Source organism: Nocardia sp. NPDC050630 (assembly GCF_044457245.1).
GTDB lineage: Bacteria > Actinomycetota > Actinomycetes > Mycobacteriales > Mycobacteriaceae > Nocardia.
Genome location: NZ_JBITGN010000004.1, coordinates 395,655 through 412,412, shown reverse-complemented (window position 1 = coordinate 412,412; position 16,758 = coordinate 395,655). Strand labels below are relative to the sequence as shown.

Below are 16,758 nucleotides of genomic sequence, written 5' to 3'. Positions count from 1 at the left end.
TCGATCGCCCCGTGGCGTCGAAATCAGTGATCCACCGGAGAGGAGAGCGCGATGAACCAGTCCACCAACGAACTTCCCGCCGTTCACCGACGAGTTCGAAGTAGCGGACCGAGTGTCCGCAAGCATCGGCGATGCGCTCGACAGCGATGCGGCAGTGGCCACTCGCGCTCGCCGCCAAAGGATTCCTCGCCGATCAGGAGGGGAGGGTGTCGAGGTAGGCGCGGTAGGTGCCGAAGGGGAGAGTGGCGTCGTAGACGAGGTCGCCGGTGGGAGTGAATTCGGAGATATGGGGGGCCATGCCCCAGCAGACCAGGGTGTTGCCGTTGGGGAGTGCTTCGGCATTGCCCATCGCGAAGGAGACCAGGCCCTCCGGGTGTTCTTGGTTGCGCAGCAGGGTGGCACGGTTCGCGGCCAAGTCGATGTTGATCCATTCGACGCTGGAGTGACCACGGGATTCCGGGCCGTCGGAGTTGTTGTTGAACAGCCGCAACGTGGTGGCGTCGGTGAATTCGGCGTCGTGTTGGAAGGCGAATTCGACGCCGGGATCGGCGGCAAGGGTCGGGTGCTTGCCGCCCAGCTGCCAGCGGATATCCCCGGTGCGCGGGTGCACGTCGTACACAGCGGCGGTGTTTCGCAGGGACACAAGCAGATTCCCGGACGGATCGAGACTGATCGAGTTCATGTGGTACGGGTCGTACACGTCACTGTTCAGCTTGCCGGAGGTCTGCGAATCGGCCAGCGGCACATGCTCGGCCGCACTCCAGCGGAACAACTCCTTGCCCGAGGCCACATCCATCACCAGCGCGACGGTGTCGAACATCTTGCCGTTCTTCGGCCCTCCGATGGCGGTCAGATCGGCATCCACCTGGGGGTAGGAGGTGAGTAGCGCGTGGCCGTCCGGGGTCAGCCGGAACTCGTGCACATCCGCGCCAGCGCCACCCGGATCGACCGTGGTCAGCACGTTGAAGTTCTCGTCCGCGATGATCCCGACACCGAAACCGTGCCCGGCCACGGTGCTTCCCTGCCACCAGGTGAGCACCTTGCGACCCTGGTACGTCTGCGTCCGGAAGTTCGAAACATCTTGTCCCACAGGCGGTTCGTACCGCTGGATCGGCTTGCCGGACCGGTCGGCGATAACGTTCGCGGGCTTCCCGCCCGGCAGCGCCCGCGCCACCGCCCCAAGCCCCGGCACCAGCGCCGCCGCGCTTACCCCGACCGTGTAGTACAGATACCCGTCGCTCACCCCCGGCTTCTCCACGTTCACGGTGTAGGCCAGTCCGCCGAACGGCACGGTCGGCAGCACCGGCTCGGCGGCGGCGGATCCGCAGGCGGCAGCGACGAGCGTGGCCGTGGCGGCCAACGATATCGGCAGGTGACGCCGCATGATGGGTGAGGACTGTCGAACATCGGAGTCGGAAACGCCCGTGACCTTCAGAACAGCGAGCGGTCGGCGCCAACCAGATGTTTTTCCGCCGGGGGGTGTAGTCGGCGGAACGGGGGCATGATCGTCGAACACGTGAAGTGCTTGCGTCTCCGAATACACCGTCGCTAGTTTAGTACGGCACTGTTTCGTTTCATATTCGAGGGTTTCAATGAGCGACGACCAGGTCCAGCGCCCCCGCGTAACGCTTGATCGAGTTGCTCCACGCGGCGCTCGATGTCCTGCGTGCGGTTATCAACTGCTGCCTGAATTTTGGCAACATTGGGGACGTGGTCATGAACACCTTCGAATGCGATCGGTGACGAATTGACGATTGGACCGTAGGCAATCGGCACAACTCTGTCAACTTCCGACTTCCTTTCTTTAACCCCTTGCGGCTGAAGCCTTTTCATGACCTACAGCGGTTCGAATAATTTACCGAACTTGTTGTTCAATCTATTGCCGCTGGAGGGACCTTATGGCATGTGCGGGTTTCCGAGACTGTGATGAGTGGTGCGGTGCCTGCCTTCTGGAGCCGGGGCGACATCCGGAGCCCGGGCAGTGAGGTTTCGATATTTCAGCTGGTAGAGGGGTTTTCAACCCGCAGTGCCGCGGCGATACCGGACGTGCGGAACGCTGGAACGCGAAAAGTTGGCCTTTGGTTGGTTTCAGACAGTCCCAGGAGATCAGACGCCATCGCGCTACATGATCTGCAATCGGCATCATCACGCGCACACCGCTATTCAACTGGTCGGTCGCCGCCGCTTTTCGAGCAACCTACTGCTGCTAATGGGTTCACGCACGACATGGGTTTGTATTTCGATGTGGACACGATATCGAGGACTTTCACTCGAGCTCGCCGCGCCCCAGCACACACTCGTACGGGCTCGAAGATCCAGTAATCACCTTTCATGCTTGGACACCTGTATAGGTTTGCTGACTCGAAAGGAACTGTGATATGAGCGTTCTGGGCACTCCACTCAAAAAGATTGTCGCCACCAGTGCGATTATCGGTGGGACCGGCATGGCATACATCGGCCAAGCTTCCGCCGCTACCGATCAGCAATGGGACAGCCTCGCCGCGTGTGAGTCCGGGGGTAATTGGAGTATCAACACTGGCAACGGGTTTCAGGGCGGTCTGCAGTTCTCGCCGGGCACATGGGCCGCATATGGCGGTGCCGCGTATGCGCAGACCGCCGACAAGGCCACCCGTGAGCAGCAGATCGCCGTCGCCGAGCAGGTACTCGCCGCTCAGGGCTGGGGCCCGTGGGCGGGATGTTCGGCAGCGCTCGGCCTCCGGTGACACCACAGAGCTGTCCAGCGGGTACGACCGAGTCGTGAGACTGTCATCGTCCGGGTCCCCGTGCTCGACCCTGTCGAGGCCATGGTCGGAAGTGCTGTTCGCGGCAACAACAGTGGCGGTCGCGGGCACTGCGACATGGTCAACTGTCGGAAAGGACTCCGTCGACCACGACGCTGACCAGCTTTTCCGGAAGGTCCGGCGTTATCGGCCTACCCGTCAGGACGACCCGCATCTGGATCGTGGCGAATAATGGCTCGAGCACATCAATGGCGGCAATTCCGGACTGCACCTCACCGCGGGTGATCGCGCGTTCGACGACAGGCTCCATCGCCCGAAGGCGGGTATCGAAATACAGCCGTCGTGCCTCGCTCGCCGCCGGGTTGTCCGCCGCCGCGACACTCATTTGCAGAAGCGAACGTCCGACCGGGCTGCCGAGGTAATCACACGCCTGTTTCATGAGATCGGTCAGATCTTCGCGCAGCGAGCCGTGGTCGGGTACGACCAGCGATGCCTCGCTGCGCGTCGTCAGCGCGTCGAGGATCATACGTTCGCGCGTCTTCCACCGTCGGTATACCGATGTCTCGTGTATACCGGCGAGCCGTGCGACGGCCGCGACGGACACGGCGTGTACCGGGGTGCCGTTCATGATTTCCGATAGCACCGCGTTGCGCACGGAAGTAACGATGTCCGGTATGTCGGTGACCTGGGGCACGCTGAACTTGTCGGGCATTTTCGCAGTATAACGGCGCAAGTGCATTGTTCCCGCCGCTGGCATTCCATCGAGATTTCACACAATGGGCCGGAGCCGAGAGCACATCGAGCCGGATGCATTCGGATAAATCGTGGTCTCGAATTCGACTGCGGGGCAAGTCGATCCGAACGTATTGGGGAAGTCGTCGCCGAGCTTGTCGTGGCGCGTCCGATGCTCTGCGTCATCGTTCGGTCGGCTGGTGCTCGGCCCTGGAGGGCGCTCGGCGGTCGACGACCGTAGCGCTCTCGGCGAGCACTCGTGGTGTTGGTATCCGCGCGCGGCAGCCCGGGGATGTGCGGCGGCACCGGACCCATATGGCGGATCCGCTTCGCGGCCACCAGGTTTCACTCCCGTGAGCATGTGTCTTCGCGACATCTAACTATAGATTTCTATAGTTACAGAAACTCGTGTTGCGCAGTCGGGCGGACCCGATTATGGTCGTACGCAAGTCGACTTGCGCAGTGCCGGGCGGGGCCCGGTGATGGGGACCCTGAAGCGCTTGTCGTGTGTATATACGGTGACGATGCGGCGGGGAGTGCTGCGCCCAAAAGAAAGTCGACCAGAGCGCGACATTGCGGTCGCCGCGTTCGACAATGCTGTCGCTACGTGCATTGCAAATAACTGGCCCGAGGGCCGTTCTGCACAGTGAAGGGGATATCCAGATGAGCCTCGAAACGGACGTGTACGGCGATATTGCCGACTACCTGGAAAATCACTACAGCATCGAGGTCGATAAGGTAGACCCCGCCGCGACATTCGAGGAAGTGGGCTTGGATTCGCTTGGGCTGCTTGGCATTGCGGAGATCCTGGAACGCAAGTACACGATTTCGCTGAATGACGAGCGCATCGCAAGCATCAAGACGTTCGGAGAACTCGTCGATGCCGTGCGGTCACGCTCGGAGGAATCCAGCGCGAAGTCCCTATAACGGACTGAGCTACACATTCAACAGCATTGGAGTTTCCGGTGACCGCATATATCACCAGTACTGGCCGATTTCTACCAGGCGATCCGGTAACAAACGACGAAATCGAAGATTTCATCGGCAAAGCGGGCAACGCGAGTTCCGACCTTCGGGACACGATTCTTGCCAATAGTGGAATCAAGACACGCTATTACGCCTTGGATCGGGAACAGCAAACTGTGTTCTCGAATACGGAATTGGCCGCTCGGGCGGTGGAGGACGCCGTCGAACGATCGGAGATCGCTGCCGAGGATCTGCAGTTACTCGCCGCCGCCACGACGTTGCCGGACCTGATGGGGCCGGGTCACGCGAGTATGGTCCATGGCCGCCTCGCCTATCCGCCTTGCGAGATCGTCACCGCGCACGGCATCTGCAGCTCGGGAATGATGGCGCTGAAGAACGCCTACCTGCAGGTCGCGATCGGGGAGAAGTCGGCCGCCGTCGCGGTCGCCAGCGAGTTCGCTTCCCGTGGCTTCAAGAGCAGCCGATACAAGGCACTCGAGAGCCGGACGGAAGACGGTTCGCTGCCCATGGAGACCGCGTTTCTGCGGTATATGCTCTCCGACGGCGCGGGAGCGGCGGTCGTACAGGACAAGCCGAGGTCGAACGGGGTGAGCCTGCGCATCGACTGGATTTCGCTGACCTCGTATGCCAATACCGAGAAAGCATGTATGTATTTCGGCAGCGAGTCCAACGATGCCGAGAAGAGCTGGATGGACTACGCCGACGCCACCGAGGCCGCGGTAGCGGGCACTCTCGTTGCCCGCCAGCGCCTCTCGCTGCTGCCGCATCTGGTCAAGGTCGGCATCGACGAGTACGAGCGGCTCCTGAACGCGGGCAAATTCGACCCGACCACCTTGAAGTGGATTCCGGCGCACTATTCGAGCGAGCGCATGAAGTCGATGGTGCTCGGCGAGTTGTCGCGGCGCGACGTGCGACGACCGGGACCGGAAGTGTGGTACAGCAACCTCACCCGCGTCGGGAACATCGGTAGCGCAAGCATTTTCGTGATCCTCGACGAGATGCTGCGCGAAGAGCTCGTCACGCCGGGCGACACCATGCTCTGCATGGTCCCGGAATCGGGCCGTTTCGCGATTTCGTACATGCACCTCACGGCCGTGGACGGCGGCACGAGCGCATGAGTACCGCGCCAGCGGATCTACCCGTGCGGGAGGTCGGCGCTGAACCCGCCGTGATCGCGGTCTACTGGTACTCGCAGACCGGGCAACTGCGAGAGTGTCTCGAACATTTTCTCGAGCCGCTCGTTGCCGCGGGCAGCGAGGTCCGGTGGATCGAAGTCACCACCTCCGCTGACTTTCCGTTTCCGTGGTCACTCGGTCGCTTCTTCGGCGTGTTCGCGGAGGCCGCCGATGCCGAGTCGACCGTGGATATCTCCGTCGGAGACGGCAGTCGGCAAGTCGGCGATCACGTGGACTTGGTGCTGGTCGCGCACCAGGTGTGGTATCTGAACCCATCGATCCCGATGCGATCGTTGGTGCGGCGCTACCCCGAGCGGGTGACCGGTCTGCCGGTTGTGCAGTTCATCGCCTGCCGCAATATGTGGGTGTCCGCGGCGGTGAGTATGCGCAGCATGCTGACCGCCGCGGGTGCTCGCCCGGTCGGCGTGATCGCGGTGACCGATACCGCGAATCAGCTCGTGTCGTTGTTCACCACCCTGCGGTGGCTGCTGTTGGGACGGCGGGAGGCATCGTTCGGTCTGCGTGCCGCTGGTGTGCCCGATGCCGAGCATCAACGGCTACGCAGGCTCGGACAACAAGTGGTCGAGGCCGGCGCGGATACGGGGCATCGGGTCACCGCGGTGCTGCCCGAGGTGTTGGCGCAGGCCGAGTCGGCCCGCGAGAATGCCGCGGTTGTCGGTCCGGATCTGTTGGCGGGCATGGCTTTTCGGTTCGCATCCCGACTGATCCGCCGGTACACCGAACCGGGTGGTCTCGGCGAGAAATCAGCGCTGGCCGCTTTCGTCGGTGCGCTGGGTACGGGGATCGCACTCGGCCTGCCGGTGGCCACGGTGCTGCGCATCGTCTTCCGTCGGCGCGTGGACGCCGCCATCACAAGCTATCTCGACCGCGCGCTGTACGCGGTCGCCGACGACGCTGTGCCGGCCCGGCGCGGACACGAGGTGTCACCATGACTGTCGACCATTGCGAAGTATTGATCGTCGGTGCTGGTCCGACCGGCCTGATCGCCGCACATCTCTTGGGCCGCGCGGGGATTCGCACCCATCTGGTGGAGCGCCGATCAAGTGCGTCCACGCATCCGCGGGCCACGATGGTCAATGTTCGTACCGCGGAAATACTGCGCGACCTCGAGCTGCTCGGTCCGGCGCAGGAGGTCGGTACCAGTCTGGAGGCGTCCGGTCGGGTCAGTTTCCACACGACTCTGGTCGGTGCCGAGCTCGGCGAGATCGACATGGTGGGAGACGCCGAGAAACTCATGCGGACGGTGTCGGCGAGTCCGGTGCTGCCGCTGATCTGTCCGCAGAACGAGTTGCAGACGCTCTTGCTGCGCGAGTTGTGCAACTACCCCTCCGTCAGCGTCGAGTCGGGTGTGGAGATCACCGATCTGATCGTCGACCCCGATGGGGTCGGCGCGGTCCGAGCGGACAATTCCGCGCTACGCGCTTCCTACGTGGTCCTCGCCGAGGGAATCCACGGTCGGTTGCGTGAGCGCGTCGGCATCACAGTCCAGGCCTGCGCACCGCTCGGAACGATGTTGGACATCCATTTCACCGCTGATCTCGGCTCGGCGGTCGCAGGCAAGGAGAGCGCCCTGTACTGGGTCATCAACGATGACATACAGGGCGTGCTCATCACCGTCTCGCCGCAGCGCGGTACCTGGCTGCTCGAGCTGACCGGCATCGACGTCGACCCATCGGCGATGCCCGACACAAGCGAATGCGAGCGCCTGGTCCGAATGGCCATCGGCGCGGCCGACATCGACCTCACGATCGAGTCGGTCCGAACGTGGGCGATGGGTACGACGGCCGTCGACCGGTGGAGTGACGTCCACCAACGGGTATTCGTGGCAGGCGACGCGGCGCACAGCTTCCCGCCGACCGGTGGCTTCGGCATGAATACCGGCATCCAGGACGCGCACAACCTCGCGTGGAAGCTGCACGGTGTGCTGCGTGGCTGGTCGAGTCCGCGGCTGCTGAACACCTACGAAGCCGAGCGGCGGCCCGTCGCGGATTTCAACGCCGAGCGCAGCGTGCACAACGCCGTTGCCATGGACGAGTTCTTCACATCGGCACGGTCGCTGATCGGATCCGGAAACGGATCGGGCCCCCAGATCAGCGATGCCGCCGCACTGGCCGTCGGCATCGAACGACAACGGCCGCATTTCGACTTCTACGGTCAGGCAAGGGGATTCGTCTACCGCACCGACGAAGACAACCCGCAGCCGGTTGTCGCGGACGTGGTCGACTATCACCCCAGCGTGCTAGTCGGTGCCGTCGCACCGCACCTGTGGCTGGAAGAGGATGGCCGGCGCACGGCCGTCGCCGACCTGACCAACGGGGCCTTCGCGCTGCTGACTTCCGTCGAAGCCGCGCCCGAATGGCAGGATTCGTTCGGTGCGTGGGCGTCGGTGCTCGGTGACATACCGCTGCGGATATGGCCGGTGTCGCCGATACCGCGTCCGGACGCCTTACACGATTTCCGCGACGACGCCATCGGGGTCTTCGGTTTGTCCGACGCGGCGGCGGTCGTCGTGCGTCCCGACGGCCACATCGGCGCGATATTGCCCGGTGCTGATCCGCACGGCGAATTGGCCCGATACCTCAACTCGATACTCGGCGAGAAAGCGGTAACCGCATGACCGACATTTCCCAGGATGACACCTCCGGCGTCGATCCGCAGCTCGCGGCGGATCTGCTCAGCAATGACCGGGGTCGGGTCAAGCGCGCGATCGAGAGCATCTCCGCACAGCGGCTCGCGGACCATCTCGAGACCGACACCGGCACAGCGGGTCTGGTCGCGGCATTCGATTTGATGCCGACGTTCTATCGCGGCGGTATGCCCGAGCGTGCGGTGATTCGCTGGGCCGTGACCCGGCCCTCGCACGGCAAACTCGAACGCGACGTCGAGCTGACCCCCGACAGCTGCACAATCGGCGAAAAGGGCGCCTTCGCCACGCAACCGGCGGCGACACTTACCGCGCCCGCATCGGCGTTCGTCGCGCTGGCCTGCGGTGCGACGCGCGGTGTCGAATTGATGTCGCGGGGTGATCTGCGGGTGGCGGGCAACGTGCAGCTCGCCATGAAAATGGAGCGCCTGTTCGATCTCGAGCCGAATGCGACATCGTCATGAGCGCGCCGAGCCCGCCGCGCCCGGTGACCGCCCGCCGCAGGGTCGCCATCACCGGGATCGGTGTGGTGTCCCCGGTGGGAAACTATCCCGGCGTGCTGTGGGACAACCTGCTCGAAGGCCGCTCGGGCGTCGGTCCTGTCACCACGTTCGACGTCTCGAACAAACGGGTTCGGATCGCCGCGACGGTCGATGATTTCGCGGCGACGGACTGGATGGAGCGCCGGGATGCGATCCGGTTCGATCGTTTCTGTCAGCTCGCGATGGCAGCCTCCGACCTGGCACTCAAAGACGCCGGCGAGCTCAGCGCCGATCCGTGCGACGTCGCGGTCATCATCGCCAGCGCACTCGGTGGGGCCGACACGATTCGCGCCACCGTCGGCAATGACCCGGACGGTGAACGGATTCCACCGACCTTCATCCCGGTGTCGATGTCCAATGTCGCCGCCTCGGTGGTGGCCCAACGCCACGATTTCGCCGGGCCGAGCTACGCGCCGAGCAGTGCGTGCGCGTCCTCGGCCGACGCCGTCGGCCAGGGCATGCGGATGATCAGGGACGGATACGCCGACGCGTGCGTTGTCGGTGGATCCGAAGCTTGTGTCAATCCGGTAATCATGGCCGGTTTCGCCAGTATGCGGGCATTGTCGCGGCGCAACGACAGTCCCGAGCAGGCCGCGCGCCCGTTCGACGCCGACCGCGACGGATTCGTGCTGGGCGAGGGCGCGGCGGTGCTGATTCTCGAGGATATGGATCGTGCCCTCGCGCGGGGAGCGACCATATACGCCGAGATCGCGGGCTATGGTCAAACGAATGACAGCCACCATCTGACCGCACCGAGGGCCGATGGTTCCAGTGCCGCACGGGCGATTCGCATCGCGCTGCGCGACGCGGGTATCACGACAACCGATGTGGACTACGTCAACGCACACGGTACGGGCACGATTCTCAACGACCGCGCGGAAATGGCCGCGTTGCGTACTGTTTTCGGTGCTGATCTCGCGAAAACCATTGTGGCTTCTACCAAATCCATGACCGGCCACCTCCTCGGCGCGGGCGGCGCGTTGGAGGCCGCCATCGCCGCCCTGGCTGTCAAGACATCGATGATCCCACCGTCGGTCAATCTGGACCGAGTGGCCGAGGACTGCACGGGCGCGTCGTTCGTCTCGGCAGCGACCGAGTCCGATATCGCTGCCGTGCTGACGAATTCCTTCGCATTCGGCGGCCACAACTCGTCATTGGTCCTGCGCCGTAACGACCCTTACCGCACCGAGGAGTAGTCCATGGAATTGAAGTTCGAAGGTGAAGTCACCGCGTCTCTGCATCCTCCTCGCATGGTGGGCAACACCCCGCACGGAATTCGCATGTTCATCGAGGTCGGTGAGGGAAAGCTGGAGGGTGAGCGCATCAACGGGCGGGTGCTGCCCGGCGGTGGCGACTGGGTGCTGATCGGCACCGACCAGTGGGCGCGCGCCGATGTGCGCGCGCAATTCGAGACCGACGACGGTGCGATCATCTACGCGCAATTCGATGGGCTGATCGAGATGACCGACGCCGTGCAGACAGCGTTCGCGGACGGGGTGCCCACCGCATTCGAGGACCAATACTTCCGGGTGCTGCCGCGCCTGGAGACCGGTGATCCCGACTACGAATGGATCAACCAAACGCTTTTCGTCGGTGAGGGCCGATTCACCGAGGGCTTCGGTCTGCAATACCGCTTCTACCGGATCACCTGACCCGACTCGGCCGCCCCGCACAGTGTCACATCCTTCCACTGTCTGAAAGTGAGGTGATCGGCCCGATGAATTCCTCGGATGCCGACTCGTCGTCGCGTGCGATCGACGTCCGGTCGGTGACTGTGCGAAGGAGGCGGAAAACGATCCTCGACGACATCTCGTTCACCGTCGGCCAAGGCTCGGTGACCGGTTTGCTCGGGCCAAGCGGCTGCGGCAAGACCACCCTGATGCGCACCGTCGTCGGCGTGCAGAAGTTCTCGTCGGGCACGATCACCGTGCTCGGTCAACCGGCCGGGCATCGGCGGCTGCGCCGTGACGTCGGCTACGTGACCCAGTCGCCGTCGATCTACGACGATCTGACCGTTCGGCAGAATGTTCGCTACTTCGGGGTGATGTACGGGGCGAAGTCCGAGTCGGTTGATCGGGCCATCGAGGACGTCGGGCTGCTCACCTACCGAGACACGCTGGCCGCCAAGCTTTCGGGCGGACAGCGTGCACGGGTGTCGCTGGCGTGCGCGCTGATCGCTCGGCCCAAGCTGCTGGTGCTCGACGAGCCGACCGTCGGCCTCGACCCGGTGCTGCGCCGTGACCTGTGGGCCTCTTTTCACAGCCTGGCCGAGGGCGGCACGACATTGTTGGTGTCCAGCCACGTGATGGACGAGGCCGAACGCTGTGATCGCCTGCTGCTCATGCGAGAGGGCAGCGTGCTCGCCGATTCCGACCCCTCGGACTTGCTGCGGCGAACCGGAGCCGACACATTAGAGGGCGCTTTCCTGCGGCTGATCGAGTCCGGCGACGGAGCACGATCGTCCACCACCGTGAATTACGTTGCGACTCATCAGGTTTCCGAAGAGACCCGGCCGGAGGTTTCGCTGTGAATGCCCACATGCTGTTGCACACCACCGCGCGTGTGCTCACCCAGATTCGCCACGACCGCCGCACGGTGGGGCTACTGCTCGTGGTGCCGAGCGTGCTGCTCACCTTGCTGCGCTTCGTCTTCAACGGTCGTCCCGACATCTTCGACCAATTGGGCTTGATGCTGCTCGGCATCTTCCCGTATGTGTCGATGTTCATGGTCACCAGCGTCGCCATGCTGCGTGAACGCACCACCGGCACGTTGGAACGACTCATGAGCACGCCACTGTCGAAGATGGATCTACTGCTCGGCTACGGACTGGCCTTCGCCGCGGTCGCCGTGGTGCAGGCCGCGGTTGCGGCCACGGTCGCCTATCAGTTCCTGGGGCTCGAATCGCAGGGGTCCATCGCCGCAGTGCTGCTGATCGTCATCGCGACGGCTGTGCTCGGCTCGTCGACCGGTCTGCTGACCAGTGCGTTCGCGCAGTCGGAGTTCCAGGCAATGCAGTTCATGCCCGCGTTGGTGATTCCGCAGCTGCTGCTCTGCGGTCTTGTTTGGCCACGGGAGCAGATGAGCGGTTTCTTGCAGGGATTGAGCAACGTCGTGCCGTTGCGCTATGCCGCGCAGGGACTCACGGAAATCGGCACATACCCACACCCGACCACCACGATGTGGATCGATCTGGCTGTCGTGGCGGCCTTCGCCGCGGCCTCCTTGCTCACCGGCGCGGTAACGCTACGCCGACGCAGTTCGTAATCACCACTCGATCGCAGCAGGAGCTCCCACGTGACAGCACTTCGCGTTCTTCGCCGAATACTGCCCGTGCCCACCCGAGCCGACGCGCTGTTCGCGCGGCGCGGCTTCCCGACCTCGGCGCCGATAACCAACACGCTCGAACAGGTCGGCGTAGCGGTGATCCGGGGTTTCGAGATGGGCGCGGACATCGCCGACATCGACGACCTCGCAGCGGCCCTCGACCATATCGACCCGTTCTATCGCAGCCTGGCCTACGAAGGGGCGGTGACCGCGCTCGTCACCCGCGACGTCATCGGCCTTCGGCGGCGACATCTGGCCCGGCGATTCGTCGAGGGCCCGGGCGCCCCACACGCATATATGGCTTATGTCGGCTATGGGCTGTTGATGCCGCGCCTGCCGAGGTTCCTGTGGCGACGGTGCACGCCGAACCTCGGCGAGGATGCGGTGTTGTCGCAGCTGACCTGGCTGGCGGCCGACGGATTCGGTTTCGACGGCGCGTTTTTCCACACGGCACGATGGATCGATAGGCAGTGGCGGCCCAAGCCGTACTCGTGGGAGGGGGACAGTTCCTACTTCCTGCGCGCAGTCGATCAGGGCGTCGGACGAGCGTTGTACTTCGTCAACGACGCGGACTTGGCGGCGATCGCCGACCGGATCGACCGCATGGATCCACTCCGCCGAGCCGACCTGTGGAGCGGCATCGGCGCAGCCATCGCCTATCTCGGCGGAGTCGCGGAGTCCGACGTGCGCACGGCGCAGCGACGCGCCGGGCTCGCGGCCGCGGATATGGCGCAGGGTGCCGCGTTCGCCATCAAGGCCAGGGCGCATGCCGGGTACATACCGGAATGCTCGGTGTCGGCGGCACGAGTGCTCTGTGGTCGCGATGTCGATGCGGTCGTCGCGGTTGTCGACGAGACGAGCACCCAATCGTTCAGTGCCGGCGAGCCCGGCTATGAGCAATGGCGACGCCGGTTACGTGAGCGCCTCGCGCCACCGACGCTATTGCACGCGGTCGATCAACCACGAGGAGCTTAGATGTCGCGCTTTATCGATGACGTACTGTCCAACAGCACCTCCGACCGGGGCTTTTCCTACGGCGAGCCCGATGCGCTGCGCCGCAAGACGTGGTCGGAGTTGTTGCGGCACAGTCGATGTGCCGCGCAGTCGCTGACCGACCATGGTGCGTCCATGGGGTCGCGGGTCGCCATCCTCGCCGGTGAACCAGAGGACGTCGTGGTATCGGTCCTGGCCTGCTGGTTGCTCGGAGCCTCGGCCACCATGCTGCATCAACCGACGCACCGAACCGATCTCACCGTCTGGGCGCGTGACACCGTCAGATCCCTCGATGTCATCGACGCCAAACTGGTGTTGATCGGAACCCCTTTCGACAGCGCGGCGACCATACTCGCCGAGCACGATGTGCCGAGTGTGTCGATCGCGCGGCTCGGCGCGTCGACACCGTTGGAGCCTGCCGATGTTCCGGATGACACCCTGGCGCTACTTCAGCTGACCTCGGGGTCCACCGGTACCCCGAAAGCCGTTGCCATCACCCACGCCAACCTGTACGCCAGCGGCCACGCCATCGCGCGGGGCGCCGACATGGATCCGGCCAACGAGATCGGTGTGAGCTGGCTTCCGCTGTTCCACGACATGGGCATGGTCGGTTTCGTGGCGACGCCGGTGCAGTTCGGGGTCGAGGTCGTGTGCGTGAGTCCGACGCATTTCCTGCGTGCACCGCTGGTGTGGATGGATCTCATCACGCGGTATCGCGGCACGATGACCGCCGCGCCGAACTTCGCCTACGAGATCGCGGCCCGGCGAATGGAATTGGCTCCGGACGGGGCCTTCGACCTGTCGAGTATGCGGTTCGCATTGAACGGCGCCGAACCGATCGATGCGACAGCGATCGCGCGATTCATCGAGGCCGGAGCGCGCTTCGGCCTTTCCCCCGGTGCGGTGGTGCCCGCGTACGGTATGGCGGAGGCCACGCTCGCGGTGTCGTTCAGTCCGGTTGGTCTCGGTGTGCGAACCGATGCCGTGCGACCCGACTCCATCGAGACGGCGGGTTACGCGCAGCCGACCGACGATGCGGACGCGCGGATGTTCGTGACGCTCGGTACGCCGGTGCCCGGTGTCGAGGCACGAGTGCTGGACGACACCGGAGCACCTGTCGGGCCGCGTACGGTCGGCGAGATCTTCATCTCCGGTGCCGCGGTCACCGATGGCTACTTCACCGAAAACGGTTACAGCTCAGCACGAAACGACGCGGGATGGTTGCCGACCGGCGATCTCGGCTACCTGACCGAATCGGGAGAGATCGTCGTCTGTGGGCGCAAGAAGGACACCATCATCGTCGGCGGCCGCAATATTTTCCCCACCGACATCGAGCGCGCCGCCGCGACGGTGGCGGGTGTGCGACGCGGCAACACTGTCGCCGTGCGACTCGAACCCGGGGAAATCCGCGAAGGTTTCGCGGTCGCCGTCGAGTCCGCCGACTGGAACGACGACAAGCACGTCGCACGCATCCAACGGGAGGTGACCCGCGTCGTCCGCGACAGCGTGGGGGCGACACCGCGCTCGGTTGCCGTTGTCAGTCCGGGGTCGATACCGAAGACTCCGTCGGGCAAGGTGCGCCGAACGAACTCCGCCCACCTGATCCGATGACCGGCCGACGCGCCGGTATCGGCATCGTTGCGGCCGCCATGCTGTTGCTGCTCGGCGGCACCGCGTGTACCGCGGATGGCGGTCTGCCACGGCCCGCTCAGTTACTGCGCAACGCCGCCGCGGCGGCGCGTGCGACGACAAGCGCGCACGTCACCTTGCAACTCAGCGGCGCGCCCCTGACCGGAGTGAGTGTGCGGGCCATGTCGGCCGATGTGGTCCGTCACGGTGACGCGCGAGCGAAAGGACAGCTCGTGGTGCCGTCGGCATTCGGTGATGCCCGCTTCGATTTCGTCGAGATCGACTCGACCATCTACACCCGCGATGCCTCCGGGCGATTCGCGCCGGCGCCGCCACAGCAGAACGGGGCGGCCAATCCGTTGCCCACCACGCTGATCGACCCGCACCGAGGAGTCGCGAACCTACTGTCATCGATGACTTCCGTGCAGACCGAGGCCAGGGAGACGGTGGGCGACGTCGATGCGTTCCGCGTCACCGGACTCGTCGCCGCCCACGACATCGCGCAGGTGGTACCGAGCGTCATCACGGACGGCACATTGACCGTGTGGTTCAAGGTGGGTGGCCGACACGAGCCGGTCGCGACGCGGCTGGTCATCGGTCAGGGGGAGCCCGCATCGCAATCCGTGCTCGATGTGCGGGTCAGCGACGTCAACCGTCCCGTCCATGTCGCCGATCCGCGCAGCTAGCTCGACATCTCGACACGGCCATGAACACCGTCACAACGAACGCGCCGCAGCCATTCGGCGGCCGATGGAGGGAATCCGATGGACGACATCACCGAGATCGACCCCGCGCAAGTCTCGCCGGGCGAGTTCAAGAACCTCATCACCAGTACCTCCGATGAACAGTTGCGCGCCGCGCTGGCTGATCCGGAGTTACGAAGCACCATGCTCGACACCGTTTTCCTGCGCATGCCGGACCGATTGCGTATCGAGGAGGCACGCGGGGTCGATGCCACCGTGCTGTGGCGAGTAGGACAGACTCCCGACGAGTGGTTGGTGACGATTCGCAACGGTGCGTGCACCGTGACGAAGGCAACGGCAGGGGTCAAACCGACAGTGTCGTTGACGCTGGGCGATGTGCTGTTCCTGCGATTGCTGTCCGGGCAGGCGTCGGGAACGAAATCGATGCTTTCGGGCAAGCTGCGTGTCAAGGGTGACGTACTGTTCGCCAGGCGAGTGGAGAAGCTGTTCAACACGGATTAGTCGGGTGCGTCCGTCGTAATCAGCGTCCGGTCTTCCGGGTCAGTTCCGCTTCAGGGTGCCGACACTCAGCGATCCGCTCGCAGCGATCCGCGGCTTCTTCTCCGCTTCGCGGATATAACTGACGGGATCCTTGTCCACGGGCTGGACGCCGGCGTAGTTGCGCGCCTCGTAGGCGGCGAACGCGACGGCCAGCTGGTGGCGACGCGCCAGCCCGGCCAGGCGGCGGAAGTCGGTGAGGCCCTCGCGTTCTTCCTCGGCCATGTGATCGCTATTGGCCGCGTTGGCCGCCGCGACGGCCGCGTACCAGCCATCGGTGCCGACCTGATGATGCGCCACTTCGGCGATCGCGTCCCTGATCTGGTTGTGGTCGTGGATGGCGTCGAGTGTTTCGTCTTCCACCCCGCCCGCGCGCCGGGCCGCGATACCCGCCTGGAGCAGCGCGGGATAGAAGATCTCTTCCTCCGCCTGCGCGTGCAGCTCGAGGAAGGCGGCAAGCCTGTCCCAGATCGCGGAAAGCGCCCCGGTCTCCGCGCGATCAATCTGCTCCAGGATCGCGAACAGCCGCCGCTGTTCATGGTGGTCATCGAGGATCAGCTCGGTAATATCCACAATTCCTCCCTGATTCCGCATTGCAGGTCAGTACTGAACGTCAGGACAGACTGCCTTCGAGCAGCTGGCATATCCCTTAGGGAGCCGACGATAACGCACCTCCGAGACGCCCCGCTGCTAACGCACCAACGTGCCGTCACGCTATCCGCGTCGGCC

At 64.3% G+C, this 16,758-nt stretch carries 16 protein-coding genes and 1 pseudogene; 14 read left to right on the top strand and 3 right to left on the bottom strand.

Going from position 1 to position 16,758, the window contains the following annotated elements; translation table 11 throughout:
- Positions 1–193: 193 nt before the first annotated feature.
- The gene (locus ACIBG0_RS14525; protein ID WP_397032553.1) at positions 194–1,384 is read right to left on the bottom strand and encodes an arylsulfotransferase family protein; all 1,191 of its coding nucleotides are present in this window, start codon (positions 1,382–1,384) and stop codon (positions 194–196) included.
- A gap of 994 nt (positions 1,385–2,378) precedes the next feature.
- Between ACIBG0_RS14525 and ACIBG0_RS14520 the strand changes: the two are divergent.
- Positions 2,379–2,717 (top strand): annotated as a pseudogene (locus ACIBG0_RS14520) (transglycosylase family protein); the annotation flags it as partial.
- Between the two features lie 145 nt (positions 2,718–2,862).
- Here the strand turns inward: ACIBG0_RS14520 and ACIBG0_RS14515 are convergent.
- Positions 2,863–3,453 carry a TetR-like C-terminal domain-containing protein gene (locus ACIBG0_RS14515; RefSeq protein WP_397032551.1) on the bottom strand — a complete coding sequence of 197 codons (591 nt, stop codon included), beginning with the start codon at positions 3,451–3,453 and terminating at the stop codon, positions 2,863–2,865.
- A 683-nt stretch (positions 3,454–4,136) separates the two neighbouring features.
- Between ACIBG0_RS14515 and ACIBG0_RS14510 the strand changes: the two genes are divergently transcribed.
- The 13 genes from ACIBG0_RS14510 to ACIBG0_RS14450 all read left to right on the top strand — a co-directional run bounded on the left by ACIBG0_RS14510 (position 4,137) and on the right by ACIBG0_RS14450 (position 15,993).
- A complete protein-coding gene (locus ACIBG0_RS14510; protein WP_397032549.1) occupies positions 4,137–4,400 on the top strand; it encodes an acyl carrier protein in 264 nt (87 codons plus the stop codon).
- A 38-nt stretch (positions 4,401–4,438) separates the two neighbouring features.
- Positions 4,439–5,578, top strand: coding sequence for a 3-oxoacyl-ACP synthase (locus tag ACIBG0_RS14505; RefSeq protein WP_397032547.1), 1,140 nt, complete (start codon positions 4,439–4,441; stop codon positions 5,576–5,578).
- A complete protein-coding gene (locus ACIBG0_RS14500) occupies positions 5,575–6,588 on the top strand; it encodes a hypothetical protein (protein ID WP_397032546.1) in 1,014 nt (337 codons plus the stop codon). The genes ACIBG0_RS14505 and ACIBG0_RS14500 overlap by 4 nt, the downstream gene beginning before the upstream one ends.
- On the top strand, positions 6,585–8,273 hold the full coding sequence (locus tag ACIBG0_RS14495) for an FAD-dependent monooxygenase (RefSeq protein WP_397032544.1): 1,689 nt from the start codon (positions 6,585–6,587) through the stop codon (positions 8,271–8,273). The genes ACIBG0_RS14500 and ACIBG0_RS14495 overlap by 4 nt, the downstream gene beginning before the upstream one ends.
- Positions 8,270–8,764 carry an SCP2 sterol-binding domain-containing protein gene (locus ACIBG0_RS14490; RefSeq protein WP_397032542.1) on the top strand — a complete coding sequence of 165 codons (495 nt, stop codon included), beginning with the start codon at positions 8,270–8,272 and terminating at the stop codon, positions 8,762–8,764. The genes ACIBG0_RS14495 and ACIBG0_RS14490 overlap by 4 nt, the downstream gene beginning before the upstream one ends.
- A complete protein-coding gene (locus tag ACIBG0_RS14485) occupies positions 8,761–10,038 on the top strand; it encodes a beta-ketoacyl-[acyl-carrier-protein] synthase family protein (RefSeq protein WP_397032540.1) in 1,278 nt (425 codons plus the stop codon). The genes ACIBG0_RS14490 and ACIBG0_RS14485 overlap by 4 nt, the downstream gene beginning before the upstream one ends.
- A gap of 3 nt (positions 10,039–10,041) precedes the next feature.
- A complete protein-coding gene (locus tag ACIBG0_RS14480; RefSeq protein WP_327100626.1) occupies positions 10,042–10,494 on the top strand; it encodes a DUF3237 domain-containing protein in 453 nt (150 codons plus the stop codon).
- A gap of 65 nt (positions 10,495–10,559) precedes the next feature.
- Complete coding sequence (locus ACIBG0_RS14475) at positions 10,560–11,372, top strand: ABC transporter ATP-binding protein (RefSeq protein WP_397032538.1); 813 nt, start codon at positions 10,560–10,562, stop codon at positions 11,370–11,372.
- Entirely contained in the window at positions 11,369–12,106 is a 738-nt protein-coding gene (locus ACIBG0_RS14470) for an ABC transporter permease (protein WP_397032536.1), read from the top strand. Before ACIBG0_RS14475 ends, ACIBG0_RS14470 begins: the two co-directional genes overlap by 4 nt.
- Before the next feature lie 30 nt (positions 12,107–12,136).
- Positions 12,137–13,141 (top strand): DUF1702 family protein, encoded by a 1,005-nt coding sequence (locus ACIBG0_RS14465; protein ID WP_397032534.1) that lies wholly within the window; start codon positions 12,137–12,139, stop codon positions 13,139–13,141.
- Positions 13,142–14,770: a fatty acyl-AMP ligase gene (locus ACIBG0_RS14460; RefSeq protein WP_397032532.1), complete on the top strand. Its 1,629-nt coding sequence runs from the start codon at positions 13,142–13,144 to the stop codon at positions 14,768–14,770.
- Positions 14,767–15,474, top strand: a complete 708-nt coding sequence (locus ACIBG0_RS14455; protein WP_397032530.1) for an LppX_LprAFG lipoprotein — start codon at positions 14,767–14,769, stop codon at positions 15,472–15,474. Before ACIBG0_RS14460 ends, ACIBG0_RS14455 begins: the two co-directional genes overlap by 4 nt.
- A 78-nt stretch (positions 15,475–15,552) precedes the next feature.
- The gene (locus ACIBG0_RS14450; RefSeq protein ID WP_397032528.1) at positions 15,553–15,993 is read left to right on the top strand and encodes an SCP2 sterol-binding domain-containing protein; all 441 of its coding nucleotides are present in this window, start codon (positions 15,553–15,555) and stop codon (positions 15,991–15,993) included.
- A gap of 39 nt (positions 15,994–16,032) precedes the next feature.
- Here the strand turns inward: ACIBG0_RS14450 and ACIBG0_RS14445 are convergent, their stop codons facing one another.
- The gene (locus tag ACIBG0_RS14445) at positions 16,033–16,602 is read right to left on the bottom strand and encodes a hemerythrin domain-containing protein (protein ID WP_397032526.1); all 570 of its coding nucleotides are present in this window, start codon (positions 16,600–16,602) and stop codon (positions 16,033–16,035) included.
- Positions 16,603–16,758: the final 156 nt, after the last annotated feature.

What these genes read in the sequence shown, in the direction of transcription:
- ACIBG0_RS14515 (WP_397032551.1), bottom strand. Translation starts at nt 3,453, where the DNA reads ATGCCCGACAAGTTCAGCGTGCCCCAGGTCACCGACATACCGGACATC.
- ACIBG0_RS14495 (WP_397032544.1), top strand. Translation starts at nt 6,585, where the DNA reads ATGACTGTCGACCATTGCGAAGTATTGATCGTCGGTGCTGGTCCGACC.
- ACIBG0_RS14510 (WP_397032549.1), top strand. Translation starts at nt 4,137, where the DNA reads ATGAGCCTCGAAACGGACGTGTACGGCGATATTGCCGACTACCTGGAA.
- ACIBG0_RS14450 (WP_397032528.1), top strand. Translation starts at nt 15,553, where the DNA reads ATGGACGACATCACCGAGATCGACCCCGCGCAAGTCTCGCCGGGCGAG.
- ACIBG0_RS14500 (WP_397032546.1), top strand. Translation starts at nt 5,575, where the DNA reads ATGAGTACCGCGCCAGCGGATCTACCCGTGCGGGAGGTCGGCGCTGAA.
- ACIBG0_RS14490 (WP_397032542.1), top strand. Translation starts at nt 8,270, where the DNA reads ATGACCGACATTTCCCAGGATGACACCTCCGGCGTCGATCCGCAGCTC.
- ACIBG0_RS14525 (WP_397032553.1), bottom strand. Translation starts at nt 1,384, where the DNA reads ATGCGGCGTCACCTGCCGATATCGTTGGCCGCCACGGCCACGCTCGTC.
- ACIBG0_RS14460 (WP_397032532.1), top strand. Translation starts at nt 13,142, where the DNA reads ATGTCGCGCTTTATCGATGACGTACTGTCCAACAGCACCTCCGACCGG.
- ACIBG0_RS14480 (WP_327100626.1), top strand. Translation starts at nt 10,042, where the DNA reads ATGGAATTGAAGTTCGAAGGTGAAGTCACCGCGTCTCTGCATCCTCCT.
- ACIBG0_RS14485 (WP_397032540.1), top strand. Translation starts at nt 8,761, where the DNA reads ATGAGCGCGCCGAGCCCGCCGCGCCCGGTGACCGCCCGCCGCAGGGTC.
- ACIBG0_RS14475 (WP_397032538.1), top strand. Translation starts at nt 10,560, where the DNA reads ATGAATTCCTCGGATGCCGACTCGTCGTCGCGTGCGATCGACGTCCGG.
- ACIBG0_RS14455 (WP_397032530.1), top strand. Translation starts at nt 14,767, where the DNA reads ATGACCGGCCGACGCGCCGGTATCGGCATCGTTGCGGCCGCCATGCTG.